Here is a 26,621-nt window from a genome sequence, read left to right on the forward strand (position 1 = left end):
TGAAACGGGGCCCTTCCCGCGTCCGGCGCGGGGAGGGCCTTTTTGTGGTTGGTGGTCTGTACTGCCGGGCAGTTTCGCCGGGGCGCCAGCACAGTTTCCATCTGTTCGAGAAGTTAGTCGGAGGGCTGAGTTGATGGCTAATATTGAGCCATATGTTCGAGCTGCTGCAATATCAGAAATCCAAAGGGGTCATAGCTCTCTCAATCAGACATTTCTCTTGAGAGATGAGGCAGTCGCACAACTTGAAAGCGTGCTTATTGAGAACATTCCTCGTGAGGTACTGGAGGCAGTTTTCGATAGATTATGTTCGGATGGAGTCTTCGAGCGAATTCAAGACGAACTTGCAGGTGACTTTTTCGCTGTGAGGCCAAAACAGGCGACTCAAATCGTCTCCGATGAGCAAAGGGTAGCGGGCAGTCTCGTCAACAAATATCGTCACATCGGTCCAGATTTTTTGGAAGCGGCCTTAAAGAACTCCGAGTCGAGTGACAGAGAACCAACTGAAAGGTTACCCCTCGAAAGAGCGCCAGATGCTCCCGCATCAGACCGGATAATTGCATTTGATGACAATCAACGATCCAAGATCGACGAGCCAATTAAAGCGCTAGTTGAGAAGGTTGAGAAGGAAAACTCAATCGACGGCGAGGACGGTCTAAGAGAATTGGTCATAGGACAGCTTAGGGCTGGGCGTGAACTAATTAGAGCGGGTGTTGCAACCCTAAAGAGCATTGAACTGACTCTTGTAGTTGGCCTCAAGTTGTTGATTGAAAAGTACAAAGATCACGCAATCGGTGCCGCCGCTGGCCAACTGCTCTCCCTTATAAGTGATGCCGTCAAAGAAGCAGCAAAGAACATATAATGCCAAAAAGAAGTGATATCTCTTCCATCCTCGTCATTGGCGCTGGTCCGATCATTATCGGGCAAGCATGCGAGTTCGATTATTCCGGCACTCAGGCGATCAAGGCGCTCAAGGAAGACGGCTACCGCGTCATCCTCGTCAACTCCAATCCGGCCACGATTATGACCGATCCGGAGTTTGCCGACGCGACCTACGTGGAGCCGATTACGCCGGAAATCGTCGCCAAGATCATCGCCAAGGAAAAGCCCGACGCACTGCTGCCCACGATGGGCGGGCAGACCGCGCTAAACTGTGCGCTGGCGTTGGAGGATGCGGGCGTTCTGAAAGAGCACGGCGTCGAGATGATCGGGGCCAAAGCCGATGCCATCGACAAAGCAGAGAACCGCCAGCGGTTCCGCGATGCGATGGACAAGATCGGCCTTGAAAGCGCGCGCAGCGGGGTGGCGAACACCATTGAAGAAGCGCGTGAAGTGCTCGAGCGCACTGGTCTGCCCTCGATCATTCGCCCGTCCTTCACGCTTGGCGGAACGGGCGGCGGTATCGCCTACAACACGCAGGAATTCGACCGCATCGTGCGCGAAGGCCTTGATGCGTCCCCCACCACCGAGGTTCTGATCGAGGAGTCGCTGCTCGGCTGGAAGGAATACGAGATGGAGGTCGTGCGCGATAAAGCGGACAACGCGATCATTATCTGCTCGATCGAAAACGTCGATCCGATGGGCGTGCACACGGGGGATTCGATCACGGTCGCCCCCGCGCTGACTCTGACCGACAAAGAGTATCAGATCATGCGCACCGCCAGCATTGAGGTGCTGCGGGAGATCGGCGTGGAGACGGGCGGCTCGAACGTGCAGTTCGCGGTGAACCCGAAAGACGGCCGCCTGATCGTGATCGAGATGAACCCGCGTGTCTCGCGTTCGTCGGCGCTCGCATCCAAGGCCACCGGCTTCCCCATCGCCCGCGTCGCGGCGAAGCTGGCCGTCGGGTACACCCTTGATGAGATCACCAACGAGATCACTGGCGCGACCCCGGCTTCGTTCGAGCCAACAATCGACTATGTCGTTACCAAGATCCCGCGCTTCGCGTTCGAGAAGTTCAAGGGTACCGAAGCCAAGCTCTCGACGGCGATGAAGTCAGTCGGCGAGGTCATGGCCATCGGCCGCAACTTCCAGGAATCGATGCAAAAGGCCCTGCGCGGCCTCGAAACCGACCTCGATGGCTTCAACCGTGTGCGAGAATTGGAAGGGGTGGGGCGCGATACAATCACCGCCGCTTTGTCGCAGCGCACACCGGATCGCATCCTTAAAATCGCACAGGCCTTCCGCGAGGGCTTCACGGTCGAAGAGATCAACACGATCACCCATTTCGACCCGTGGTTCCTGCGCCAGATCGAAGCGATCGTTGAAGCGGAGAAGCAGGTTCAGGCCGATGGCTTGCCCAACAATGCTGCCGATCTTCGCAGCCTCAAAGCTATGGGCTTCTCCGACCGTCGCCTCGCGCGCCTCGCCGTGCGCTCCGTTGGTGTGAAAGACGGATTGGCCGAGACACAGGCGCGCCGTTCGGGACTTCTGCATGATGCGCTTCAGGCAATGGCCGGCGCGACCAGCGCGGCAGAGGTTCGCCAACTCCGCGACAAGCTGGGTGTGCACCCGGTATTCAAGCGCATCGACAGCTGCGCCGCCGAGTTCGAGGCGATTACGCCTTACATGTACTCGACCTATGAAGCGCCGAGCTTTGGCGAGCCGGAATGTGAGGCCGATGTTTCGGATCGCAAAAAGGTTGTCATCCTCGGCGGTGGTCCGAACCGGATCGGGCAGGGCATCGAGTTCGATTATTGCTGCGTCCATGCCTGCTTCGCGCTGGCGGAGCAGGGCTATGAAACGATCATGGTCAACTGCAATCCGGAGACCGTTTCGACTGACTATGACACGTCTGACCGTCTCTATTTCGAGCCGTTGACCGACGAGGACGTGCTCGAAATTCTGCGCACAGAGCAGGCGAAGGGCGATCTGATGGGGGTTATTGTGCAGTTTGGCGGGCAAACCCCGCTGAAACTCGCACAGGCGCTGGAGGATGAGGGGATCCCGATCCTTGGCACGAGTCCCGACGCGATTGACCTTGCCGAAGACCGTGAGCGTTTTGCCAAACTGGTCAACAAGCTGAACCTGAAACAGCCCGACAACGGCATAGCATACAGCCGTGATGAAGCCGCCGCCGTCGCCGCACGCATCGGTTATCCTGTCCTACTGCGCCCGTCCTATGTGCTCGGTGGACGCGCAATGGAAATTGTCGATTCAGAGGCGCAACTGGATGATTACATCAAAACGGCAGTGAACGTGTCCGGGGACAGCCCCGTACTGGTCGACCAGTATCTGCGCGATGCGACCGAATGCGATGTCGATGCGCTGTGCGATGGCGACGAAGTCCGCATCGCAGGCGTGATGCAGCACATCGAGGAAGCCGGCGTCCACTCGGGCGACAGCGCATGCACCTTGCCGCCATACTCACTTCCAGCAGAGATCGTGCAGGAAATGGAACGGCAGGCCGAAGCACTCGCCATGGCGCTCGGCGTGCGCGGTTTGATGAATGTGCAATTCGCCGTGAAAGACGGGGAGGTCTACCTAATCGAGGTGAATCCGCGTGCCTCGCGCACCGTGCCCTTCGTCGCCAAGGCGATTGGACAGCCCGTAGCCAAGATCGCTTCGCGCGTGATGGCAGGTGAAAAGCTCGCTGATTTTGAGTCGTTCAAGCGCGATCTGCCTTACATTGCGATCAAAGAGGCTGTGTTCCCGTGGGGCCGTTTCCCAGGCGCCGACCCTGTTCTGACGCCTGAGATGCGCTCGACCGGTGAAGTCATGGGCATAGACACCACCTTCAACGCTGCGTTCCTGAAGTCGCAGCTGGGGGCTGGGATGACGCTGCCGCGCGAAGGCACTGTGTTCGTATCGGTTAAGAACACCGATAAAGCGGTAATCATCCCTGCGGTTAAGACGCTGATCGAGAGCGGCTTCAAAGTTATCGCGACTGGCGGCACGCAGACCTATCTGGCTGAGCAGGGGCTGGCTGTAGAGCACGTCAATAAGGTCGCCGAAGGACAGCCGCATATCGTCGATAAGATCATCGATGGTGAGGTCGCGCTTATCTTTAACACGACCGAAGGTTGGCAGTCTCTGCGGGACTCGAAATCCATCCGCGCAACGGCGCTTGAAAAGAAGGTTCCGTATTACACCACGGCCACCGCTTCGGGGGCTGCGGCGGCGGCTATCGCGGCGATTGCGCCAGATCAGCTTGAAGTCCGGTCGTTACAAGACTATTATAGCTAAACGAATACGACGTCCTCCCGACATTTTGTTTCATCAGGCCGCTTGAAGAGGGCGGTCACAGTCTTGATGACGCAAGTTTCGGCAGGGCGGGAAACCGACCATTTTTGAGAAAGATACAGGATGGCGACGATGGAAAAAGTTCCGATGCTGGCTGAAGGGTACGAGCTGTTGATGGCCGACCTTAAGGTGCTGCGCGAGGAACGCCCGAAGATTGTCGACGCGATCGAGGAAGCTCGTGCGCATGGCGATCTTTCGGAGAACGCCGAGTATCACGCTGCGAAGGAGCGTCAGGGCCAGGTTGAGGCTCAGATCTCTGATCTGGAGGACAAGGTCAGCCGCGCGCAGATCATTGATCCTGCGACGCTTTCAGGCGACAAAGTGATCTTTGGCGCGACGGTCACTCTGCTTGATGAGGATGACAAGCCGGTCAAGTATCAGATCGTCGGTCAGACCGAGGCGGATGCATCCAAGGGGCGCATCTCTTATTCCTCACCGCTTGCCCGTGCGATGATCGGCAAACAGGTGGAAGAAGAGATCGAAGTCACCGTTCCATCGGGCGACAAATTCTACCTCGTCGAAAAGATCGAATTCATCTGAAGTTACGCGGTAAAGTGCCTCAAGTGAGGTGTTTTTCCATCGCGTAGTTGTGAATTGGAACATCTTTACTGTCGTGTTCGATGGTGAAATCGCGTCTGTGCGTCACGACGTAACCAGCCCGCTCGAAAGCGGGGCGGGCTAGTTCGCTCGCCTCGGTAAACAGGCGGGGTAATTCTCTTTCCCGCGCGCACTTTTCAGCAGCTGCGAGCAAGCGCTCTGCCAGCCCTTTCCGTGTATGTTCAGGATGGCAGTACAGCATATCGAGGTGCCCGCCGTCTTCGCCCGCATCTTCTAGCAGCGAGTAAGCAATTGGCTCATCTTGTGGGTCCACCGCAACAAAGATGTGTTCGCCCGCAGTCGCGCGATCGAGGAAACGCTGCGGCCCTGGATGGCGGGCCGCCCAAGCCGTGACCTGATCAGGAGAATAGGCTCGCGCACCAACAGCTTTTATCGCCGCAAGTGTAAGATCGGCGATAGCGGGGGCGTCGGCGTCGCGAAATGTGCGGATGGCATAGGCCATCACCCGTCTATTCTTCCGGCGTCAACAGTTTGTGGATGTGCACCACCACGTACTTCATCTCAGCATCGTCAACGGTGCGCTGTGCTTGTGCGCGCCATGCGTCGACCGCTGCGTCATATGAGCTGTAAACGCCGACAACGTGAACGCTTTCCGGGTCTGCAAATTCGTGGCCGCGCGGGTCGGTAACACGCCCGCCCATGACAAGGTGCAAACGCTGTGTGGTTGTGGTTTCTGACATTTCTATGATCCCTGGGGAGGTTGTTGGTCTCGCGGCGCCCCCTAAGCGCACTTTGCGAGCGGAGCAAGATTACGACTTGCTGTCCTCGCCACTTTCAGCCTTTTCCTTGCCGATCTTCGCTGAATCCAGCGCGTTGTCGATCAGCTTGATGCCGTATGCGACCATAGCATCCGCAAGCAGTGAGCCGAACTTCGAGGTTTGCGATTTCGCCGCAGTGCCAACTTTGTGTGCGGCACCGCTTGCGGCTCCTCCGACCGCGTTCGCTCCGCCTTTGGCAGCCGATGCGGCGGCACGGCGACCTGGTGTCGTCATCAGCCCAATGACAACCCCAATCACAATCGCACCGCCAAGCACGGTCATGGGGTTGTCTTTGACGTATTTGGTTGCCGCACCCGCAGCTTCCTTGGCATCATCGGCCAATGTCCGGTTGGCCAGTCGACGTTCGCTGGCTTCGATCTTGGCACGCAGCGCATCGCGCTTAACGGCGGAACGGTCACTCATCATTGTCTCCAGTGCTCGCAGCGGCAGGGTGCACCGCGCCAGCTAGTTCTGCATCTGAATCGGCCATAGTCTCAGAGGCGTCAATATTGTCTTCAAGCTCTTCAGCCTCGGCCTCGCCGTGCCCAAGTATCTCTTTGATCGGGCTGCGAGCTAGCCAAAGGGCCAATGCACCAATGATGATCGCCAGGATGCCGCGATTGTCATCGGCATGGACTTTGGCAACCTCGACCACGTCCTTGGCCCCATCCCCTATCCGGCCACCTATACGCGTCGCGATGCCTTTGCCCGAGAGATTGACTTTGGCGTGCGCGATATCGGCGGTGAATACGTCTTTGGCCGCGTCACGCAGCGCTTTGTCCTCGATGAACTGGGCGGGGAGCTTCGTCATGCTTCGTCTCCCTTCTTGCCGTCGCCTGCGAACATCGCTCCGACAAGCTTGCCGCGTTTGAATGCGCCGTAACCCAGCAGGCTGACTGCAAGCAGCAACGCACCCACCACAATCGCAATGGCGCCCCAGATCGTGACCAAGGGCTCGAGCGCCATGACAAGGCCGACTGCGAGCGCAAGAAAAGCAATATGCAGCAGAATGATCGCCAGCAGAACAAAACCTACAGCGAGACCAATATTCTTGCCAGCCAGACCAGCGCGGGTCTTTTGGAAGGCCAGCTCCGCCTCGGCATAGGTTTTGCCATCATCGATCAGCGCAGCAAGCTCTCCCACCAACGATTCATCAAAGGCAGGCGCCTGATCGGTGCCTGCCTCTTCCGTTGTTTCGCTCTGTTCGGTGTCAACAGCGGGCTTCACAGGGTCATCCCGCGAAGCCGCTGCTGGTTCATTGTCTAGCATGCACGTTCCCTAGCGTGATGGGCAACCAAAGTGCAATCGCAGGATCAGTCGCGAGAGCCGCCGATCATGCGGGCAAGGACAAAGCCTGCAACCGCCGCGATACCAATGGCGACGCCCGGGCTTTTCCGCACGAACTCACGCGCGTCTTCGCCCAGATCTTCCACGCTCTTGGCTTCGAGGCTGGCCGAGGTTTCCGCCAGCGTGCGCGATGCCTTGCGGGCGTAATCGCCATACTGTTCGCCAAAGCGATCGTCGATTTCGCCAGCGGTGTCACCCACCACTTTTCCGAGCGAAGAGATCGCGTCGCTTGCTGCCGTTTTACCCTGTGTTGCGAGGCCCATTGCGCCTTCCTTTGCCTTCTCGCCGTAAACCTTGGCTTCACCCACCAGATCTTCGCTGCGGCTGCCTGCCTCTGTGCGCAGCTTCGCCGCGCCAGCTTTCGCCTCTGCCAGAGCGCTGTTGAAGCGGCTCTTCGCTTCTTCCGTGGGCTTTTCTGCCGCCTTCTTCGCAGTCGCGCCGGTCTTCTTGGGCGCAGCCTTACGAGCGGTTGTTTTCTTTGCCGTGCTCCGTTTTGCCGGAGTCTTGGTGGTTTTCGTTGCTTTTGCTTCAGCCATGATGGTTCTTTTGCCCTCTATCTGACAGGTTTTCCAGTGGGTAAGCGCGAGAGGACGCTTATCCGGTTACGTATACAGAACACGCTTGCTTGCACAGCCATGTTCGGGCGCATAGGGGTTGCGCCAAGACCAGCGCCCAGAATCAAGTTCGATCTAGGTGTCTTACTTCTATACAACACTTTGCCAGCGGAGCCAAACATGACTGCGATCATCGACCTGCATGGACGCGAAATTCTCGACAGCCGGGGTAACCCCACCGTTGAAGTGGATGTCCTGCTCGACGACGGCAGTTTTGGTCGCGCTGCGGTACCCTCCGGCGCATCAACCGGTGCGCATGAGGCGGTAGAACTGCGTGACGGGGATAAGGACCGCTACAAGGGCAAAGGCGTTCTAAAGGCTGTCGAGGCGGTCAACACTGAAATCCGCGATTTCCTGATCGGAGCGTTCGATGCCGAGGATCAGCGTGACATCGATCTGGGCATGATCGCTCTGGATGGCACGCCGAACAAAGGCCGCTTGGGCGCCAACGCCATTCTTGGCACCAGTCTGGCCGTGGCGAAGGCAGCTGCTAATGCGCGAGGCCTACCACTTTATTCTTACCTCGGTGGAGTTTCGGCCCACATGCTGCCTGTGCCGATGATGAACATCATCAATGGCGGTGAGCATGCCGACAACCCGATCGATATTCAGGAATTCATGATCATGCCGGTGGGTGCGGACAGCATCGCAGAAGCGGTGCGTTGGGGCTCTGAGGTCTTCCACACGCTGAAGAAGGGGCTTCACGATAAGGGCCTTGCCACATCGGTGGGCGATGAAGGCGGGTTTGCCCCCGATCTTGCCAGCACTCGCGCTGCGCTCGATTTCATTATGGCTTCGATTGAGCAGGCCGGTTTCAAGCCGGGCGATGACATTGTCCTCGCGCTCGATTGCGCCGCGACCGAGTTCTACAAAGACGGCAAATACGAGATTTCGGGCGAGGGCCTAAGCCTCGATGGCGCTGGCATGGCGGATTATCTCGCCAAGCTGTGCGATGATTATCCGATCAAGTCGATTGAAGACGGCATGGACGAGGATGACTTTGAAGGCTGGAAGGCAGTCACCGACATGATTGGCGACAAAGTACAGCTGGTCGGTGACGACCTGTTCGTGACCAATCCGGATCGCCTGTCCGACGGGATCGAGAAGGGCCTCGCCAATTCGCTGCTCGTGAAGGTCAACCAGATCGGCACTCTGACCGAAACGCTCTCTGCCGTCGATATGGCGCACCGTGCCAGCTACACCAGCGTGATGAGCCACCGTTCGGGCGAAACCGAGGACGCAACTATCGCTGACCTCGCGGTTGCGACGAATTGTGGGCAGATCAAAACCGGCTCGCTTGCGCGGTCTGACAGGCTGGCGAAGTACAACCAGCTGATCCGCATCGAGGAAGAGCTGGGCGAGAGCGCCGCTTATGCCGGGCGCGCTTGCTTCGGAAAGCTCTGACGGCGATAAACTTGCTAGCGCTGGGCGATGCTCGCAAAGTATCGCTCCATGGCTTTTGCACCCTTGTCCGTTAGGCGGACGAGCACGCGCCTTTGATCGTCAGGGTCTTGCTCGCGTTGAACCAGTCCGTGATCGGCAAGGATCCCCAGCCACCGCAGCCCTGTGGTGGGGGAGAGGCTGATCCGATGCAGGCGCTCGAGACCGAGACCGGTTTTTTGTCGATCAGTGCGATGTAGAGATCGAGCAAGATATCCCACGCTGGCTCCCCGAACAGCTCGGGGTTCCCGAAAATCGCTGTTCGCCTGCGCCGCATTGCGTAGGCGTTGCGGGCCATCGCGGCGAAATCTTGCCGAGTTAAAGGGGAGGGCGGCTTTTCCAATGTGCCGCCTTCGTCCTCCGACGTCGTTGCCGACCCGGACAGCTCACCATCGCGCAGGTGCTTAGCGATCAGCATCAGTTGATCAGCAAACGGTCTTAAGTCGTGCGGGTCACTGTTCTTTTCGACGGCGTCTTTTTGCGCGTCCTCAGTTTTGAAATGCGCCTGATTGGGATCGTCAGCCGTCACAGCACGCGCTCTCCGCCGTGGCCTACCGTAATGTTATCGCACGCATGTTTGCTTTGACTGCTGCCCACTTCGGTGCGGCCTCCAACCAGAATAGATCGCAAGCGCCCCGGGATTTGATCGAAGGTTTGAGGCGCCCCGCAATTAGTTAGATAGGGGCAAGGCAAAGCGATGGCTTTACGGGCAAATACGGATGTTCAACAGTCGGCTCACAAGCCAGCGCAGGTTAAAGCACCATGAAATTATTCCGGGTGATCTGATCCGTTCGCAATTGCTGGATTGCGGCATCAAGATGTGCAGCCGCAATGTTGAGATTCAACTGATCAAGGCTCGTGAGCTGCAATTCGAGAGTCGAGACGATAGACGCAATCGCGTCATCGCCCGAAAGGGGCGGTGTGCTTTCAACCAAGAGAAGTTCCTCAACTTATAGTTTGCGCGACCCGCCGATTGCCACCGCCACCCCAATTTGATCAGCGAAAGCGGGGCCGGTTTCACCTTAATCCCTTATGGAAATCTACACCGTGAAACTACGTATGTTGAGTGTTACAAACTACCGACTGTGGGGCGATCAGCGCGGATCGAAACGCTCCGAAAGCGCCAGCAATGACAACGCCGCTTTGGCTGCTTCGCCGCCCTTGTCCTTTTGAGCCGGATCAGCCCGAACGATGGATTGCGCTTCGTCCTCGGTGGTCAGGATGCCATTGCCGATGGCGATGCCATCCATAGTCAGCGCCATGAGCGCGCGTGCGCTCTCACCAGCAACGATTTCGAAGTGATAGGTTTCACCCCGGATTACCACGCCGATGGCGACGAAGGCGTCATATTCACCGCTCTCCGCTGCCAGTGCGATAGCGCCGGGGATTTCGAGCGCACCCGGAACTGTCAGCACTTGAGCTTCGTGTCCGGCGGCTTCAATCGCAGCCTTCGCCCCTGCGATCAGCATATCATTCAGATGGGCGTAAAACCGCGCTTCGACGATAAGAACTTTTGCCATGACTGGTTACTCCGGAATGGGTTTGTGGCCGACAATGGTGATGCCATAGCCTTCAAGCGCGACCAGATCGGGGCGCGAATTGGACAGCAAGATCATGTCGTGAATGTCTAGGTCGGCGAGAATCTGGGATCCGATACCGATATTGCGGATCTGTTCTTCCTGACTCCATGCATCGCCGCCGATACGGTTAGTCAGGATCACGATGACACCTGAACCGTGGTCGCCGACCGCCTGCATGGCGCGTTGCAAAGTGCGCTTGCGCGGACCGGGTTGTCCCAGAACATCGTCAAACACGGAAATAGGATGAACGCGGGCGAGGGTGGGTTCACCGGGCACCACATGCCCCTTTTGCAGGACGTAGGCTTCATTGCCCGAGACGCGGTTGCGATAGGTGATCTGGCGCCATTGACCTCCGTAATCGCTTTCAAAGCTGCGTTCATCTAAGCGCTCGACCAGATGCTCGTTCCGCATACGATAAGCGATGAGGTCGCGGATCGTGCCGATCTTCAGATCATGCTTGCGCGCAAATGTGATCAGATCGTCGAGGCGGGCCATTGTGCCGTCCTCATTCATAATCTCGCAGATCACGCCGCTGGGATTGAGACCTGCGAGCCGAGAGATGTCGACAGCTGCTTCGGTATGGCCGGCGCGCACGAGCGTGCCACCGTCACGGGCGGTGAGGGGAAAGACATGGCCCGGCGTGACGATGTCGTCGGGGCCCTTGGTGTTGTCGATGGCGACCGACACAGTGCGCGCGCGGTCTGCGGCGGAAATACCGGTGGTGACACCTTCTTTCGCTTCGATCGAGATCGTGAAGGCGGTTTGCATCGACTCTTTATTGTTGCGGCTCATCGGCTCAAGGCCAAGTTCGTCCACGCGTGCCTTGTCGAGTGCAAGACAGATCAATCCGCGTCCGTGGGTTGCCATGAAGTTGATCGCGGCAGGCGTTGCCATCTGCGCAGGGATGATCAGATCGCCTTCATTCTCGCGGTCCTCGTCATCGACAAGAATATACATGCGCCCGTTGCGCGCCTCGTCGATGATCTCTTCGATGCCGACCAGAACGGGGCGGTCATCGTTGGAATCAAGGAAGGCCTCAAGCTTGGCGAGGGTGTCGGCGGTGGGGTTCCAATCAGCCTCGGTCGCATCGCGCAAAGTGTTGGCATGAAGCCCCGCTGCGCGGGCGAGACCAGCCTTGGTCATTTCGCCGGATGTGACGAGATCGCGGACTCGTGTGATAGTAGATGTGCTCATGTGGACCATTTATCACACTACAATGTGATTGCAAGGCTATCGGATCACATTTCGAACCTAGGTTGCCATTTGGAAGTCGAGGATCACTGCGCCGAGCAATGACGCGCGAGGAACTGCTCATGCGTCGGAAGGCCTTGCACTGCGCGCTCGATAAGCACCCGCACATTGCCCATGAACTCGCCCAGTTGCGCGTCTGATAGACCGTCGGCCATCGGATCATAGCTTTCAGGCGTCACACCCTGACCCAGCATGACTTGCGCCCAGCTGGCTTCACGGAACAAGTCATCGACATCGCGCCCGATCCGGCCAGATGAGGCAAACAGCTCCTGCTTATGCGTAAGCGTGTCTGGCACATTCATATTGCGGCAATATCGCCAGAACTCGGAGTCATCGCGGGTCGTCTGGTGGTAGTGAAGGATAAGGAAGTCACGGATCTGTTCGAACTCCGCGACGCAGCGTCGATTGTATTCCGCTCTTTCAACAGAGGCGTCACCTGTCCTCGGGAACAGCTGAATCAGGCGGCTTACATGTGATTGGATCAGATGGATGCTGGTGGATTCAAGCGGTTCGAGGAAACCACTCGACAGCCCAATGGCGGCGCAATTGTGCGACCAGAACGTTTCGCGGCGCCCCGTGGTGAAGCGGATTGGGCGCAGATCGGCCAACGGTTTGGTATCGAGGCCAGCGAGCAGAGTTTCTGCTGCTTCGTCATCCGAGCAGAACTCGCTCGAATAGACGTGACCGTTGCCCGTGCGGTGTTGCAGCGGGATGCGCCATTGCCATCCCACCTTCTTGGCCGTCGCCCGCGTATAAGGAACGATAGTCTCTAGACGTTCGCTGGGCACTGCCTGCGCCCGGTTGCAGGGAAGCCATTTGCTCCAGTCTTGATATTCGACCCCCAATTCCTGGCCGAGAAGCAAAGAGCGAAATCCGGTGCAATCGATAAAGAAGTCGCCTGAAACTTCGCGCTCGTCATCCAGTGCAATCGACGAAATGTCGCCGCTTTCTGCATCGCGCGAGACCGCCTTCACGATCCCTTCGGTGCGAGTGACCCCGAGCTGCTCGGAGAATGCACGGAGATAGGCGGCGTAAAGGCTCGCATCAAAGTGGTAGGCGTAGGCAAGGCCCGTCATGGACGTATTGCCAACACGGTCGAGCTTTCCAAACTTTGCCTGGTCGGCAGCGACTTTGTGCAGGGAGTAATGCCAAAGGTCTTTGCTGTTTCCGGAGGCAGCTGCACGCTTCCAATATTGGTGAAATGGCACGCTGGCGAGGGTCATCCCGGCATCGCCGAAAGTGTGCAGGTAGCTGGTGCCGACTTTGCCCCAGTCGACAAACTCGATGCCCAACTTGAATGTGCCGTTGGTCTTTTTGACGAAATCAAACTCGTCGAGACCAAGGATGGTATTGAGGCGGATGATCTGCGGGATCGTGGCCTCACCAACGCCGACGGTTCCGATCGCTTCGGACTCCACCAACTCAATTGTCAGCGATTTGCCCAGAAGCCTCGCGAACGCGGCGGCAGTAATCCAACCGGCGGTGCCACCCCCGACGATGACCAGCTTTTGTACTTTTGGCTGTTCCATGCCTTTAACCGTTTGCCCCAGCGGGGCGGAAGAATGCGTTTATTGTGAGGCGACCCTTTCGCGGATCACTGGATAGTTCGGCGTTGTTGCTGATGATACCGGAATGAAGCAAGTTTCCGCGGTAGAAGATAGCTTGATTGTACGCGCCTTCGCTCGCGTAGGTTCGTTCAAAGTGAGGCGCACCATCGGTGACATAGGCCGCCGGGGGAAGTCCGGCCGCAGCGACATCGGCCTCCAGTGCTTTGCGATATGTGGGGAAACTCTCATCAGTCAGTTCTTCTAGACCGGTCGAGCGGTGGCGGAAGAAGGCAGTGCCGCCGTGATCTGTTTCATGAAGATAAAGCATCATCGCCAACTGGCCCGGATCAGTGCCATCGACATGAGGGAGGCGCTGCATGGGAATGAGGTCCGCAGGCCGTGTTGTGACCAAAGAGTACCACGCCTGAATCTCCCATCCATTCCCTGCAACACCGAAATTCTCGTCAAGCATCGGCGAGAGGCCTTCAAGCCAGCTTCCAGCAGCGTGAGGAGGGATAGGTGAGCGGATGCCGGGATATTGCGGAGTGATCTTTGCAAATTTTTGCAAAGAGGCATGCTCGATGACACTTTTTGGATATTGTAAGAACTCATCAATCTGGACAAGTTGATGATTTTCTGACGAAAACCGACGGGCAACTCTATTTGCCAGGGAAACTGACCAGTCAGTCATTGCTCTTTGCGACGCCTTTGTCCCAGAAAAACTCGACGATGAAGCTAACGGGTCTCCGTCGCTGTGCCAACGAGATATCTATAACTATCTAAAATATATACAAAGAAAACTCTCAGCCAGTTGCTGATTGGGCTTAGCATCGAGGCTATTTTTGGGGCTCCGGCTGAATTCTGAGCGCGTAAGTGTGACGCTAGGGCAACATCTTGTTGATAGTTCGGCAAAAATCTCGAAATCTCAGCGTATCGCTTCTCATAAGAAACGGAAAATAAATGGAAAAATGCCAAATGGGCAGAGGCAATTCAAAATGTGAATTGGAGATTTACGGATCGGATTTCATTCGTTATGAAAAAAACTGCAAACACGCAATGACCGTGTCCGCTCTGGGGAGGTTTAGAATGGGATTTAAGCGTTTTTCTGCCAACACTCGCTTGCTGTGTGGTGCAGCGACGGGATTGGCTATGGTCGCAACCGCGATGCCGGCTGCAGCTCAAGACAATGGTAACGGCCAAGAAGAGGTCGCACAGGAAGACGAAGGCATCGTCGTAACTGGCATTCGTCGTTCGATCGAAACATCGCTTGATGCGAAGCGTGAAGCGAATTCGATCATTGAAGTTATCTCGGCGGAAGACCTTGGTCAGCTGCCTGATCTGTCGATTGCTGACTCGCTCGCACGTCTGCCCGGTGTGACCGCACAACGTGTGCGTGGCCGTTCCCAGCAGATTTCGATCCGTGGTCTCGGTCCGGACTTTTCGCTTGCGCTGCTCAACGGTCGCGAGGTCGTTTCGGCCGGTAACAACCGCGGCATCGAATTTGACCAGTTTCCGTCCGAGCTGATCGGGCAGGGTATTGTCTATAAGACTGGCGATGCCAGCCTTGCTGCAATCGGTATTGCTGGCGCAGTCGACCTCCGCACGGTTCGCCCGCTCGACTTCAACGAAATGAAAGTCAGCGCGCAAGCAACCTATGTCTTGAATGACAGCGGTTCTCGCAACCCGGACTTCCCGGATGATGGCTATCGCTTCTTCGCATCGTATATCGATCAGAATGCAGATGGCACGATCGGTTGGTCGCTTGGTGCAACGGTTCAATCGAACCCGACCCACTTCATCTCGCGCGAGTTGAAAACCAACCAGTTCCAGGTTTCTCGCGATGCGAATGGCGTGCTCTATCCGTCGGACAACCCGCGTCAGGGTGCTGTCAGCCGCGAGTTTGAACGTACCTCTATCGCGGGTACGCTTCAGTTCGAACCAAGTGACGATTTCACTCTGTTGATCGACACCTTCTTCACCGACACGACCGACAACGGCATTTTCCGTGGTACGGAAACGCCGATCGCATCATGGAGTGGTGCGCAGTTTGACGGTGCACAGGGCTCGGGTCCTTTCGCTGACAGTGCGCAGTATTCGGCTGTTGTTCCGATCCTTCGTACGGACACCGAAGGCAACGAAGCGCAGATCTTCGCCATTGGTGCGAACGCCGATTTCAAAGTGAACGATAATATCGGCTTCGTGCTCGATTACGGTTACTCGGAACTCGACCGCAACGACATCGACTATGAATCCTATGCGGGTACCGGTCCGGGTCGTTCGGGCGCTCAGGACGTGTTGAACTTCACGTTCCCGCAGAACGGCGAATACTCGATCGATGGTCAGCTCGATTACACTGATCCGGCTAACGTTCTGCTCACCGATCCAGGTGGTTGGGGCCAGGTTGGCTTCATCAAACAGCCGATCATTGAAGATGAGCTGCAACAGCTCCGTGCGGAAACGCGCTACGAGTTTGACGGCGGTTTCCTTGCGGATATTCGTCTCGGCTATCTCTACACGGACCGTTCGAAGTCATTTGACTCGAATGAAGCGTTCCTGCGTGCCTCTGCCAACTTTACCAATGGCAGCCTTGCAGTTCCGACGTCGGCAATTGTCGGTTCAACCGATACGGGGAATCTGGGCCAGAACATTCTAGCCTACGATCCTTCGAGCTTCCTGACCAACGGTACTTACACCGTGGAGAAGGCGACGTTCGATACCGAATGGACCGTGGATGAAGAGATTCACAACTTCTACCTGCAAGCCAACATCGACGGCATGTTGGGTTCGATCCCTGTGCGCGGCAACGTTGGCATCCGTTATGCTGACACCACGCAAGGTTCGGTCGGCACAATCGGCGGTGGCCTGACCAACAGCATCGAGACGAGCTACGATGACTGGCTGCCAAGCTTGAACCTCAGCTTTGAGGTTGCGGATGACACATTCATTCGTTTGGCTGCCGCGAAGACTGTGACGCGTTCACGCCTCGATCAGATGGCGGCGAACCAGAACATCAACTTCAACCCGCTGGCTTGTACGGACACCGACAACGACCAGATTCCAGACACAGTCATCGGCTTCAATCCGCCGACGCTGGTCTGCTTCAATCTGGGCGGGGGCAACCCGTTCTTGCAGCCTTATGAATCGACTTCGTTCGACGTTTCCTTCGAGAAGTATTTCTCACCTGGTTCTGCGATTGTGATCGCGGCGTTCCATAAGGACCTGTCGGACTGGATCATCGACTTCACGGAAACAATCGACCTTACTCAGTCGATCAATAACGCTGGTTTCGGTTCCATCCTTACGAGCGCTCCGGAGCTCGCGACGGGTAATTTCAGCGGTCCGGTCAACTTCGCCGACGGTTCGATCACCGGCGTTGAAGGCACCGTTCGTGTCGACTTTGGCGACCTGTCGAACGCCCTTGAAGGCTTCGGTGGCTTTGTCAGCTTCACCTACGCTGATGCTGAGGTTGAAGATCAGAACCAGGTTCCACTGCCTATCCCGGGCTATTCGGAATTCACTTGGTCGGGTGACATCTTCTACGAGAAGAATGGCTTCCGTGCGAAGTTGGCTGCGCGTTATCGCGATGGCTTCCTATCCGAAGTGCAGAACTTTGACGGTTCGCTCAGCGGTGCAGACGCACAGAGCGAAACCATCATCGACGCGCAGATTGGTTACACTTTCCAGAACGAAAGCGGTCCGCTTGAAGGCCTCGGGCTTCTGTTTGAAGTGTTCAACTTGGGCAACGAGCCGTTCGTGACGCAAAACGATCTGCTTGGTACAAGCGGTGACGTGATCGGGACCTTCCCGAGCCGCCACGAGGTTTATGGCCGGACGTTCAACTTCACGATCCGCAAAAACTTCTAGTTTCGAGGGTCGCAACTCTCCACGGAAGGGCTCGCTGGCAACAGCGGGCCCTTTCTGTTTACGGCTTGTGGTTTTGAAAAAGTCGCGCGGCTGTTTAGGCTGCGAGCGGCGAGCGGCAGTGCTGATTGAGAAACGCGGCGTGGCTCGGCATTTCTGCGACCGCCGCTTCGATAGCTTGCGCGATCATTTGCATGCGATCGGCGACCGGCACTGATCCTCGCATATCGGCAATGGCAGGCGCGCGGCGCGGGATGATGTCTTGCCCAAGGTAGACTGCGATCCAGCTAGGATTGGCGAACAGCTCGCGCTCGTCCGCCACGATCATACCGTGATTGCGGAAGTGGTCGATCTTGTATTGCAGACTTTCAGGTATCTCCATCGCGGAGGTATATCGCCACAGCTCTGCATCATCGCGTGATGTGGCCTTGTAATGCAGGATCAAAAAGTCGCGAATTCGCTCATATTCTGTTGTCGTCTGCGCGTTGTATTCGCGTGCGAGCAGGGGCGATATTTCCTGATCCGGCAGCAAAGCAATCAGGCGAAGGATGCCGTACTGGATAAGGTGCAGACTGGTGGATTCCAGCGGCTCCATAAAACCGGCAGAAAGACCAATTGCAACACAGTTCTTGTCCCAGAACTTCTTTCGCTTGCCCGTAACGAAGCGAAGCGTGCGCGGGTCAGCCAAGGGTTCGCCATCCAGCGAGGACATCAAGGTCTCGGTCGCGTCCTCCTCGCTGATGAAGTCGCTGCAATGGACATAGCCATTGCCGGTGCGGTGCTGCAGCGGGATCCGCCATTGCCACCCTGCATCCTTGGCGGTGGAGCGTGTGTATGGCGTGATCTCTTCACCCTTGGAGCAGGGCACCGCGATTGCCCGGTCGCAAGGTAGCCAGTGCTGCCAATTGTCATAGCCAGCCTCGAGTGCGCCTTCGATCAGGAGGCCGCGGAAGCCGCTGCAATCCACGAACAGCTGCCCGGCAACTGCCTCACCACTGTCAAGCGTGACGCTTTCGATGAAGCCGTCGTCAGCTCGCTGTGCGACGTCGACAACACGGCCTTCAATGCGTGTTACGCCTCGCGCCTCGGCGAATTCGCGTAGGTAGGCGGCATAAAGCCCGGCGTCGAAGTGGTAAGCATAATCGAACGTCGACTGAATCTTGCGGCGATCCAATTCAGGGCGGGCAAACTTGCCAGCTTTGGCCATCGCCCAGCACATCGAAAAGTCATCAATCGGCCCGCTTTGGCGACCAGCCAGGCTTTCGCGCATCCAGTAATGATAAAACGGGACCTTATCGAACTCGGCGCCGTATTGTCCGAATGGGTGGAAGTAGGAGTGGCCCTTACGTGACCAGTCCACGAACTCGATGCCCAGCTTGTACGATCCGGAAGTCTCGCGCACGAAGGTTGCTTCGTCGATCCCGAGCCGCTGATTGAAGGTGCGGATCGGAGGGATAGTGGCTTCACCGACGCCGACTGTTCCGATGGCTTCGGATTCGATTAGAGTGATGGAGCAAGTCTGACCAACGGCATCCGCCAACGCAGCAGCGGTCATCCATCCCGCGCTTCCTCCGCCGACAATGACTATGCTTTCAAGCGGTGCGTATTCCTGGGACATGGTCAGCCGCCGCAGCTGTCCCGGATCAGCAGGCTTGTCTCAAGTCGCTCTGAAATCGCTTGCCCGCCCTGTGTGTCGATCAACTTCGATACGAGCATACGCCCTGCAAGGTTGGTGTCCTGATCAATCGTGGTTAGGCGAGGGGTCACCAACCGCGCGGCAGGAATGTTGTCATATCCCACGACTGAAACATCTTCGGGCACCTTGCGACCGCTCTTGGTCAAAGCGCGCATGGCGCCAATTGCGATAAGGTCACTTGCGGCGAAAATGGCGTCGAACTCGATCCCGCGTTCAATCGCCGAGCGAGCGGCGGATTCACCCGAATGGACATCAAAGTGAGCTGGGACCGTGAGGCGGTCATCAATTGCCACACCGGCAGCGTCCAGCGCCTGACGATAGCCGCGATGGCGCTGTTCCGCTTCTGGTGCTTCCGTGTCGCCGAGGAAAAGCACGTTCTTTCGACCAAGGCGAAGGAGGTGCGAGGCCGCACGGCGTCCGCCCGCCACATTGTCAGAGCCGACGGTGCAGTACTGCGCGTCAGCGAAATCCGCACCCCACACAACAAACCGATCATCACCATCGGCCAGTGAGTTGAACGCGGTGTGCAGTGAGCTTTGGCCGATGAATATCATTCCCGTCGCGCGACTTGTCGTCATTGCGAATTCGAGGTCTTCGGCAGAGCGGGGAAAGACGTGGCTGATAATCAGATCAGCTCCGCGTTCCCGTGCTGCCTCTGCAATGCCTGCCAGGAGCTCGAGAAAGAACGGGTCGGCCACCCGAGTCTCGCGGGCTTGCGGGGCAGGGACGATAACAGCAATTGTGGCCTCGGCCCCAATCGGCCCATTGGGCATATGGCTGCGGAAATCGTAGTCATGCGCGCGGGCAATCTTCCAGATTTCCTGCTTGGTACGGCGCTTTACAGCGGGGCTGTCATTGAGCGCGCGCGATACGGTTGAAATCGAAACACCGGCTTCGCGGGCAATATCCTCAAGCCGGGCGTTCTTCTTCGATTTCACATCGGCTGCTTGCATTGATTAACTGGTCCCTTGGATCGCCCAATATCCCGAACGTGGCTCAATCCGCGTTACAGTGGGATCGTTCACATTGGCAGCCGTGGTGTTAGCGACAATCGCGCCAGACTCAAACTCTTCCGGCGCAGCCCAGTCAATCGCTTCGTAACCAAGGTTGAAAGCGCACAGCACTGAGTGGCTTTCGTAGGTGCGCACGAAAGCGACAATATCCGCAGGCGCATCCAGCAATTTGCAGTCGCCCTTGACGATGGCATCCAGCGTACTGCGAAGTGAGAGCAGATCCTGTGTGTAACGCATCGTCGATGCGCCATCGCCGCTTTGTTGTTCCACTGCGCGTTCCGCTTGCGCCTCGTCCACTTTCAGCCATGTTCGGTTCGCGCTTGAAAAGCCGGCTTGCGGCGCAGCTTTGGCCCATGGCATCGGCGTGCGAGCACCATCGCGACCCAGCGTGTGCGGCCAGTTAGCGATGGCTTCAGGGTCCTGGAGGTCTTCGAAAGCCACGAACCCTTGGGGCAAGCCCAATTCCTCGCCTTGGTAGATAATCGGATTACCGCGCAACGACAGCAGCAGCAGCATATTGAGCCGCGCGGTTTGTTCGAAATCAGTGTGCTCGGACCAACGGGTGGTCGAACGGGGCGCGTCGTGGTTCGAGAATGCCCAAGACGGCCAGCCTTCATCTGGCGTGCCGTCCCAATTTCTGAGCGACTGCTTGACTAACTGCGCCGTAAGTTCTGGCGCATAGAGAAAATCAAAGTTGTAGGCGCTGTCGAGCCGTATGCCGTTAGCCGTGAATGCCTTCATTTCGGCAAGCGGATCAGGGCCACCGACCTCCGCCACGGTAAACCGAGCGTCGTATTCATTCATCACCCCGCGAATTCGCTCAAGGAATGCAGGAATGTCAGTGTGTGACTGGTTGTACTGCTTAATCTGCATATCGAACGGCCGTGTGACCCGTTCGATTGGTACACCCGACGGCGGGTTATCGCGCAGCTGTGGATCATGCATCGAGAAGTTAAGCGCATCGAGGCGGAAGCCATCGACCCCGCGATCCAGCCAGAACCGTGCGGCATTCAGAACCGCATCCTGAACTTCCGGGTTGTGCACATTGAGATCTGGTTGGCTCGTCAGGAAATTGTGCAGGTAATATTGACGACGTGGTCCATCCCACTGCCATGCAGAGCCGCCGAAGACCGATTGCCAGTTCGATGGCGGCGAGCCATCAGGCTTGGCATCTGCCCAGACATACCAGTCCGCTTTAGGGTTTGTCCGGTCTGTACGGCTTTCCTTGAACCAGGCGTGTTCGTCTGAAGTGTGCGAATACACCTGGTCAATGATCACCTTCAGCCCAAGCTCGCGAGAGCGCCGGATGATTGTGTCGAAATCCTTGAAGTCACCGAAGATCGGATCGATGTCGCAATAGTCGGCGACATCATACCCGAAGTCCTTCATTGGCGAGGTGAAGAAGGGGGAGATCCAGATCCCATCCACGCCCAGCGAGGCGATGTATTCGAGCCCTTCGGCAATCCCCTTAAGGTCGCCGATGCCATCGCCGTTAGTGTCGCGGAAACTGCGCGGATAAATCTGGTAGATCACCGCACCGCGCCACCAGTCGTCAGCTGCCTTGGCCGATTTCAGGACTTCCATGTCGACTGTGCGGTTCACTTGCTGCCCTCGCTAGCACGAGCGACGCACCAGCCAAAGGCGGGCAACGACAACGCAACGCTACCCGGCGCGGAAACAGCCGCTTGGCAATTCCCGCTCAGGCTCTCCAGTGCGCTCGTGTCGTAGCCCATGGTGGCATTCACTTTGATGGGCTGTGCCGAGGTATTGAACGCGAGCAGATACTCCTGACCGGTTTCAGGATCGAAGCGCGAGAAGCTGACAAGGCCAGGAGCCTCGTCGTTGTAGCTGCGATTGACCTGCTTGCCCGAGCGAAGGGCAGGGTGGGCCGCGCGCATTTTCGCGAGGTCGGCAATCAGCTTGTAGAGCGGATGCGCTGCATTGAAGTTGTCTTCGGCTGTCGTCGCATCGGTGCCGATCAGATTGTTGTCGTTGTAATTGTCGGTCTTGCTCGGAAACATGTCCTCGCGCGCTGCCTGATCATTGCCGTCCCCGACAAAACCTTGCTCATCGCCGTAATAAATCACCGGTGAGCCACGCAGGGTCATCATCATGGCATGGCCCAGTTTGACGCGTTGAAGCAGCTCTTCCCATGAAATACCTGGATTGTCTTCCCGCACCTGGGTCGAAAAACGGCCCATATCGTGGTTGCCAAGGAAAGTCGGCATCTTGCGCGCCGCTTCCTCACCGCCTTCGTAGTTCACGTCTCCATCGAACATGTCGATGATAACAGATGGCGGTTTGTTGCGGCCCAGCGCCTCACGCACAGCAGACTGGAATGCGAAGTCGAGCGTTGCGGGAAAACCGTCGCGACGGGTAAATTGGGCAAGGAACCCGCTGTTGGGACTGTCCGAGTAGACCTCGCCAAAGATCAGGAAATTCGGAATGCCCTCCTCTTTCGCGGTGTCGAGCATAGCGGGCACAAACGTCTGCCAAAATTCCGGGTTCACGTGCTTAGCGGTGTCGATCCGGAAACCATCAATGCCGAAGCGGGTGATCCAGCTTTTGTAGATGTCGATCATGCCATCGAGCACACGTGGATGCTCGGTGTAAAGATCGTCCAATCCCGCGAAGTCGCCGTAGCGACTGCTCTCGCCGCTAAAGGTCGTGCTGCCACGGTTGTGATAATAAAGGGGGTTGTTCAGCCATGCGGGGACCTTCACGTTCTTTTCCGCGTCGGGGACAACCGGTTTATAGGCGAAGTCGAAAGAGGTTAGTTTGGCAAAATTCTCTTCGGTCTGGACGTCATCTCCCATGAAACCATCATTGATGGGTTCGCCATCAGGCCCACCGCGCTTCGAATAGGGATAATCGGCCAGACTGCGATACGAATAGTCACCATCAGCATATTGGATCACATCGGCCGTGTGGTTGGTGATGATGTCCATGTAGACTTTCATACCGCGCTCATGCGCGGCATCGACGAAAGCCTTGAACTCTTCATTGGTGCCAAAGTGCGGGTCGATGCTTGTGAAATCGGTGACCCAATATCCGTGATAACCCGAGCTTTCGTCACCAGAGGGGCCTTGAACTGGCTTGTTTTTGAAGATTGGAGCGAACCAGATCGCGGTGACTCCCAGACCTTCGATGTAGTCGAGTTTTGCGGTTAGGCCTTTCAGGTCACCGCCATGGTAGAAACCCTTATGAGTGGGGTCAAAGCCATGGGTCAGGCGGTCGCCGTCGATACCGCCCGTATCGTTGGAGACGTCTCCATTTTCGAATCGATCTGGCAGCACGAAGTAAACAACCTCGTCTTCCGCCTGGCGCTCTCGCAGTGGCATGTCCGTTTCAGACGCAAGCGTATCGGTGCAAGCGGTGCCCGCAGCAGCAAGAAGAGCGACAAGCGGCAAAAGCCGGATTCGTTTCATAATGAAGACCTCCCACGTCCTGATTGGCACCGATACGCAAAATTTGCAAATCTTTGTGCTAACCCATTTCAGTACGCCAGTTTGAATAAAAGAGCAGCAAATATAGAGGCCTGAGCTCCAATCGTAGAAATTTTGAGTTCATTTCCCCAGTGAAAATACAAAGTTTCTTGCAAATCTTTGCATTCAGGGCACACTATCAGACTGTGATGCCGTATAAGGCGCTTAATGGGATATGCCGTTAGATGTCCTAAGGGCATTTGAGGGCGCCTCGATGACAGCTCGGGGCGGGGAGAGGGACATCATCATGAACACGGTCACAGCGAATGCGATTCAGCAGAAGCCACAGCTTGGTTGGACCAGTCTCGCTAATATGAGCTTTGGCTTTTTTGGCATCCAGATCGGCTTTGTTCTTCAGAACGGCAATATGAGCCGCATCTTCCAAACCCTTGGCGCAAGTATGGACGACTTGCCCGTCCTTTGGGTTGCGGCGCCCCTGACGGGACTCATCGTTCAACCGATTATCGGGCACCTTTCGGATAGAACCTGGAATCGGCTCGGCCGGCGGCGCCCATACTTTATTGCTGGAGCGATCCTTGCAGCGATTTCGCTATTCCTCATGCCGCTTGCGCCGACATTTGCAGCGCCATTGGTTTTTGCAGCGGCGCTTCTTTGGATTCTCGACGCAAGCCTCAACGTTTCGATGGAGCCGTTCCGCGCCTTTGTCGGCGATATGCTCGATAAGTCGCAGCACGCCACCGGCTATGCGGTGCAAACCGCCTTTATCGGAGCAGGTGCAGTTGTCGCTGCGATCTTTCCTTGGTTGCTTGAGCAGTTGGGGGTCAGCAACGTCGCGCCCGATGGTCAGATACCAGAGACTGTGAAGTGGAGCTTCTGGGCAGGTGCTGTTGCGCTATTCAGCGCGATTGCATGGACGGTTGTGACTACGCAAGAATACTCGCCTGATGAGATGGCTGCATTCGAGGCAGACCGGGAAGTAGAAGAGAGCGCTGGCGTCGAGGCGTTGGCAGCGAAGAGCTTTTTTGGGCCCGTTATTTGGATTGCTGCGGGGGCTGTGGTCGCACTTTCTGTCAATCCGCTCGGGTTGGAAAAAGAGATATTCCTTCTTGGTGGGTTGCTTGCCACTTACGGCGTGCTTTCCGCCATCGGAATTTCGATGGCCAAGAAAGGCAACGCTGCGAACATGCTCTCCAGCATCGTTGGCGACTTTTCCGGCATGCCCGAAACCATGAAACGCTTGGCTTTGGTCCAGTTTTTCAGCTGGTCCGCGCTCTTCATCATGTGGATTTATTCGGGACCAATCGTCTCGCAATACTTCTTTGGCAGCGCAGATCCGACGACCGCGGCATACAACGAAGGCGCGAACTGGTGGAACCTGATCTATACCGTTCAAAATGGTGTGGCCGCGATAGCCGCACTGATTATCTTGCCGGCACTTTCAAAAAGGCTCGGCAAGGTCAGAACACACATGACCTGCCTACTTCTCGGTGCGCTTGGGTTCTTTGGCTATTTCGTGCTTCGCGATCCCAATCTCCTCATAATCTGCGAGGTTCTCAAAGGCATCGCTTGGGCATCCATCCTAGCCATGCCTTATGCAATCCTCGCGAGCAGCCTGCCTCAACGCAAGCTCGGTATCTATATGGGCCTCTTCAACGTTTTTATCGTGGTGCCACAACTCTTGGTCGCCACTCTTATGGGCAGCATCATGGTCGCGTTTTTCCCTGCTGACCCGATCTGGACAATGCTGTTTGCTGCAGCGAGTTGGACGATCGCTGCGTTGGCGATGCTGCGGGTGACGGTCCCCGGAGAGAGCAATTGACTATCTCAAATTTGCGCATCGCAATGCTTCCGCTGTTTGCTTTGCTCGCGCTTGCGGGCTGCAATTCATCGGACGAGGCGACGGGCACCTTTGAGCCTCGAAACTATGTGAAGGTCGATCCGCCTGAATGGTCCGCCGATGCGGTCATCTATCAGATGAACACGCGGCAATTCACGAAAGCAGGCACCTTTGGGGCCGCACAAGAGCAATTGCCGCGCTTAGCTGAGATGGGTGTCGATATTGTCTGGCTGATGCCGATCCACCCGATTGGTGAGGAGAAGCGTAAGGGGACCATGGGCAGCCCCTATGCCGTGAAGGACTATCGCGCGGTCAATCCTGACCTTGGCACCGAAGACGACTTTCGTGCTTTTGTGGACAAGGCGCATGAGCTTGGCTTGAAGGTCATTCTCGACTGGGTGGCTAATCACTCTGCGTGGGACAATGCCCTCATCACAGAGAGCCCCGATTGGTACACGAAGAACCCAGAGGGCGAGATGATCGCGCCTGAGGGCACCGACTGGTCTGATGTCGCCGATTTCGATTACTCGCAGGCTGGCTTGCGCGACTACATGACGGGGAGCCTGACCTATTGGGTCCGCGAATTCGACATCGACGGATACCGCGCTGATGTTGCTGGCTATGTCCCGCTCGATTTCTGGGAGACGGCGCGGGCAGAGCTGGAGGCGATCAAGCCGGTCTTTATGCTGGCCGAGTGGGAAACGCGCGATCTTCATGCGCGCAGCTTCAACGCAACGTACGCCTGGGGCTGGAAAGAGGCGATGCAGAAGCTTGTTTCCGATGGAGGCGGCGCAGGGGCCATGCGCGGATACTATGCAGGGCAGGCAACCACATGGCCGCATGCTGCCTATCGCATGGTTTACACCGACAACCACGATCAGAATTCATGGGATGGTGTCGCGTCTGAGATCTACGGTCCAGCCTATGAAACGGCGATTGCGCTAAGCTTCACCGGATCTGGAATTCCGCTGATATATAACGGGCAAGAGGCTGATCTGGCCAAACAGCTTGAGTTCTTCGAGAAAGACGAGATCGAGTGGAAGGAGGGGCAGTATGATGACCTGTTCCGCAACCTGATCGCCCTGAAGACCGAAGAGCGCGCGTTGTGGAACGGTGCCTATGGTGCGCCGATGGTTGACGTGCCGAACAGCGCCAGTGACGACGTTCTGAGCTTTATAAGGGGCGAGGGCGGAGCACGAGTTTTCGGTGTGTTCAACCTATCACCGCGTGCCCAAACTCTGACGTTTGAGCTTGCCCGTCATCATGGAGACTACGTCAGCTTCGGCTCGGGTGAAGAGGTCACCTTCAACGCAGAGAACGAGCTGGCGCTCCCAGCTTGGGGTTATCGCATCTACCGCGCGAAAGACTGATCTC

22 protein-coding genes are annotated in these 26,621 nt (G+C 56.8%); 7 read left to right on the forward strand and 15 right to left on the reverse strand.

Translation table 11 applies throughout. From position 1 onward, the window contains the following. Positions 1-133 precede the first annotated feature (133 nt). From AC0V6K_RS13625 to greA, 3 genes are all read left to right on the forward strand, one after another. Entirely contained in the window at positions 134-859 is a 726-nt protein-coding gene (locus AC0V6K_RS13625) for a hypothetical protein (RefSeq protein ID WP_472623129.1), read from the forward strand. Further along, positions 859-4,182 (forward strand): carbamoyl-phosphate synthase large subunit, encoded by a 3,324-nt coding sequence (gene carB, locus AC0V6K_RS13630; RefSeq protein WP_472623131.1) that lies wholly within the window; start codon positions 859-861, stop codon positions 4,180-4,182. The genes AC0V6K_RS13625 and carB overlap by 1 nt, the downstream gene beginning before the upstream one ends. A 120-nt stretch (positions 4,183-4,302) precedes the next feature. Further along, the gene (gene greA, locus AC0V6K_RS13635) at positions 4,303-4,779 is read left to right on the forward strand and encodes a transcription elongation factor GreA (protein ID WP_472623133.1); all 477 of its coding nucleotides are present in this window, start codon (positions 4,303-4,305) and stop codon (positions 4,777-4,779) included. A gap of 19 nt (positions 4,780-4,798) precedes the next feature. Here greA and AC0V6K_RS13640 read toward each other — a convergent pair whose 3' ends face one another. The 6 genes from AC0V6K_RS13640 to AC0V6K_RS13665 form a co-directional block, all read right to left on the reverse strand. Beyond that, on the reverse strand, positions 4,799-5,299 hold the full coding sequence (locus AC0V6K_RS13640) for a GNAT family N-acetyltransferase (RefSeq protein WP_472623135.1): 501 nt from the start codon (positions 5,297-5,299) through the stop codon (positions 4,799-4,801). A gap of 7 nt (positions 5,300-5,306) precedes the next feature. After that, entirely contained in the window at positions 5,307-5,537 is a 231-nt protein-coding gene (locus tag AC0V6K_RS13645; RefSeq protein WP_472623137.1) for a DUF4170 domain-containing protein, read from the reverse strand. Between the two features lie 69 nt (positions 5,538-5,606). Next, positions 5,607-6,038: a hypothetical protein gene (locus tag AC0V6K_RS13650; protein ID WP_472623139.1), complete on the reverse strand. Its 432-nt coding sequence runs from the start codon at positions 6,036-6,038 to the stop codon at positions 5,607-5,609. Further along, entirely contained in the window at positions 6,031-6,426 is a 396-nt protein-coding gene (locus tag AC0V6K_RS13655) for a hypothetical protein (RefSeq protein ID WP_472623141.1), read from the reverse strand. The genes AC0V6K_RS13650 and AC0V6K_RS13655 overlap by 8 nt, the downstream gene beginning before the upstream one ends. Then, positions 6,423-6,884, reverse strand: a complete 462-nt coding sequence (locus tag AC0V6K_RS13660) for a phage holin family protein (RefSeq protein WP_472623143.1) — start codon at positions 6,882-6,884, stop codon at positions 6,423-6,425. Before AC0V6K_RS13660 ends, AC0V6K_RS13655 begins: the two co-directional genes overlap by 4 nt. 44 nt (positions 6,885-6,928) lie before the next feature. After that, on the reverse strand, positions 6,929-7,498 hold the full coding sequence (locus AC0V6K_RS13665) for a hypothetical protein (protein WP_472623145.1): 570 nt from the start codon (positions 7,496-7,498) through the stop codon (positions 6,929-6,931). Between the two features lie 198 nt (positions 7,499-7,696). Between AC0V6K_RS13665 and eno the strand changes: the two genes are divergently transcribed. Beyond that, the gene (gene eno, locus AC0V6K_RS13670) at positions 7,697-8,980 is read left to right on the forward strand and encodes a phosphopyruvate hydratase (protein ID WP_472623147.1); all 1,284 of its coding nucleotides are present in this window, start codon (positions 7,697-7,699) and stop codon (positions 8,978-8,980) included. A gap of 14 nt (positions 8,981-8,994) precedes the next feature. Here eno and AC0V6K_RS13675 read toward each other — a convergent pair whose 3' ends face one another. The 5 genes from AC0V6K_RS13675 to AC0V6K_RS13695 form a co-directional block, all read right to left on the reverse strand. Then, entirely contained in the window at positions 8,995-9,237 is a 243-nt protein-coding gene (locus tag AC0V6K_RS13675; protein WP_472623149.1) for a winged helix DNA-binding protein, read from the reverse strand. Between the two features lie 873 nt (positions 9,238-10,110). Continuing rightward, entirely contained in the window at positions 10,111-10,536 is a 426-nt protein-coding gene (gene ribH / locus AC0V6K_RS13680) for a 6,7-dimethyl-8-ribityllumazine synthase (RefSeq protein WP_472623151.1), read from the reverse strand. Positions 10,537-10,542: 6 nt separating this feature from the next. Next, positions 10,543-11,790 carry a 3,4-dihydroxy-2-butanone-4-phosphate synthase gene (gene ribB, locus AC0V6K_RS13685; protein ID WP_472623153.1) on the reverse strand — a complete coding sequence of 416 codons (1,248 nt, stop codon included), beginning with the start codon at positions 11,788-11,790 and terminating at the stop codon, positions 10,543-10,545. 83 nt (positions 11,791-11,873) lie between these two features. Next, positions 11,874-13,376, reverse strand: a complete 1,503-nt coding sequence (locus AC0V6K_RS13690; protein ID WP_472623155.1) for a tryptophan halogenase family protein — start codon at positions 13,374-13,376, stop codon at positions 11,874-11,876. 4 nt (positions 13,377-13,380) lie between these two features. Next, a complete protein-coding gene (locus AC0V6K_RS13695) occupies positions 13,381-14,085 on the reverse strand; it encodes a DUF6445 family protein (RefSeq protein WP_472623157.1) in 705 nt (234 codons plus the stop codon). A 395-nt stretch (positions 14,086-14,480) separates the two neighbouring features. Between AC0V6K_RS13695 and AC0V6K_RS13700 the strand changes: the two genes are divergently transcribed. Continuing rightward, positions 14,481-17,258, forward strand: coding sequence for a TonB-dependent receptor (locus AC0V6K_RS13700; protein WP_472623159.1), 2,778 nt, complete (start codon positions 14,481-14,483; stop codon positions 17,256-17,258). Between the two features lie 94 nt (positions 17,259-17,352). On the opposite strand, the gene AC0V6K_RS13705 is transcribed toward AC0V6K_RS13700, so the two are convergent. Genes AC0V6K_RS13705 through AC0V6K_RS13720 form a run of 4 tightly spaced genes read right to left on the reverse strand, consistent with a single transcriptional unit; the run spans position 17,353 to position 23,392 of the window. Beyond that, positions 17,353-18,873 carry a tryptophan halogenase family protein gene (locus AC0V6K_RS13705; RefSeq protein ID WP_472623161.1) on the reverse strand — a complete coding sequence of 507 codons (1,521 nt, stop codon included), beginning with the start codon at positions 18,871-18,873 and terminating at the stop codon, positions 17,353-17,355. Between the two features lie 2 nt (positions 18,874-18,875). Beyond that, a complete protein-coding gene (locus AC0V6K_RS13710; protein ID WP_472623163.1) occupies positions 18,876-19,904 on the reverse strand; it encodes a LacI family DNA-binding transcriptional regulator in 1,029 nt (342 codons plus the stop codon). A gap of 3 nt (positions 19,905-19,907) precedes the next feature. Continuing rightward, positions 19,908-21,548, reverse strand: coding sequence for an alpha-amylase family glycosyl hydrolase (locus tag AC0V6K_RS13715; protein ID WP_472626157.1), 1,641 nt, complete (start codon positions 21,546-21,548; stop codon positions 19,908-19,910). Positions 21,549-21,562: 14 nt separating this feature from the next. Next, complete coding sequence (locus tag AC0V6K_RS13720) at positions 21,563-23,392, reverse strand: alpha-amylase family glycosyl hydrolase (protein ID WP_472623165.1); 1,830 nt, start codon at positions 23,390-23,392, stop codon at positions 21,563-21,565. 304 nt (positions 23,393-23,696) lie between these two features. Between AC0V6K_RS13720 and AC0V6K_RS13725 the strand changes: the two genes are divergently transcribed. Beyond that, positions 23,697-25,229: an MFS transporter gene (locus AC0V6K_RS13725; RefSeq protein ID WP_472623167.1), complete on the forward strand. Its 1,533-nt coding sequence runs from the start codon at positions 23,697-23,699 to the stop codon at positions 25,227-25,229. Then, positions 25,226-26,617 (forward strand): alpha-amylase family glycosyl hydrolase, encoded by a 1,392-nt coding sequence (locus AC0V6K_RS13730; RefSeq protein WP_472623169.1) that lies wholly within the window; start codon positions 25,226-25,228, stop codon positions 26,615-26,617. Before AC0V6K_RS13725 ends, AC0V6K_RS13730 begins: the two co-directional genes overlap by 4 nt. Positions 26,618-26,621: the final 4 nt, after the last annotated feature.

It is taken from the genome of Erythrobacter sp. S43, assembly GCF_057364955.1.